The 1,088-nt window shown below is 62.1% G+C and carries 1 protein-coding gene; it reads left to right on the top strand.

The genetic code is table 11. The features are described 5' to 3' along the window. On the top strand, positions 1-1,088 hold a 1,088-nt coding region (locus KYC_RS29790; protein WP_043519430.1), incomplete at both ends, for a T6SS effector BTH_I2691 family protein.

Here is a 1,088-nt window from a genome sequence, read left to right as displayed (position 1 = left end):
CTGGATCAACCGCGCACCCTGCGCCAGGGCTATCTGTATGTGCTGCTGGACAAAGCGCTGTGGCAGGCCTACCAGGTCACGCCTGAAGGCGCGCTGCGCCAGTTCAACCCCTTCGCCATGCCGCGCGCCAAGCCTCAGCCCTTAAGCGAAAAGTGCATCAAGGCTGACCACGTTACCCCTGCCTCGTTCATCAACATCAACACCGCACGTCATTCAGAGGCGTGGATCGCCTTTTCCAGCGACCCGTGGTCGGAAAGCGTGCTGCATCGCTATGAAATCGGATTCGGTCAGGACAAGACCTCGCTCGAGCCGCGATTCCTCAAGCTCGACCTGAAAGCGGCGCGCAATGATCCCGCCAGTGTGGGAATCGCCATGACGGAAGACGCGCTGCAGGTCGACCAGCAAGTGCTGGAGTACGCCTCGCCCACGGCAGGCGACTTCAACAGCGTGCACGGATTCTGCACCCGCAATCACCGTCTTGAAGCCTTGCGCGGGTTTGTGCGGGTTCAGGCCCAGTGCGAGCACTTGCCCAACGGGGTGCTGGCGGTGGTGCTGCCGGATCCGGTTGGCCTGGTGCAGGAAATCAATCACCAGCGCGCGGGCTGGGTGCGTGAGCGGCAGGCCTTCGAGGCCGACCCCGCCAATCACTACAAGTTCTTCACCTCGGAAACCCTCAAGCGCCTGCGCGAACTCTGCAAGCAAGCGGCCGACGACTTTGTTCCCGACAGACCGAATGCGGGCTGGGAAATAATGCCTAGCGAAGCTGGCAGTCCGCCCATATTCGGAGATCCCGCACGCGAACGCGCCGAACAGGTGGAGCACAAGGCCCAGAGCCTGATCGCGCGCCTTGACGAGCGCTACGACGAAGCGGCGCGCGCAGCCTGGGAAAAGACCTTCGATGCCGCCAGGGATCGCTTGCAGCAGCAAGTGGATCAGATGGCTGAACTTTACGAAAGCCAGATTCGCCACGATCCCTTGTTTCGCCTGATCGAGCGCTACGACTACGATGCGCGAAACGTCTACTCGGTGGCCGCTTATATCCAGACCCTGGAACTGTGCCTGCGCGGCGGCATCACCGAAGCGCCGCC

The sequence above is a fragment of the Achromobacter arsenitoxydans SY8 genome, from assembly GCF_000236785.1.
Classification (GTDB): domain Bacteria; phylum Pseudomonadota; class Gammaproteobacteria; order Burkholderiales; family Burkholderiaceae_B; genus Achromobacter; species Achromobacter arsenitoxydans.
This window is presented reverse-complemented; position numbering and strand designations above follow the sequence as displayed.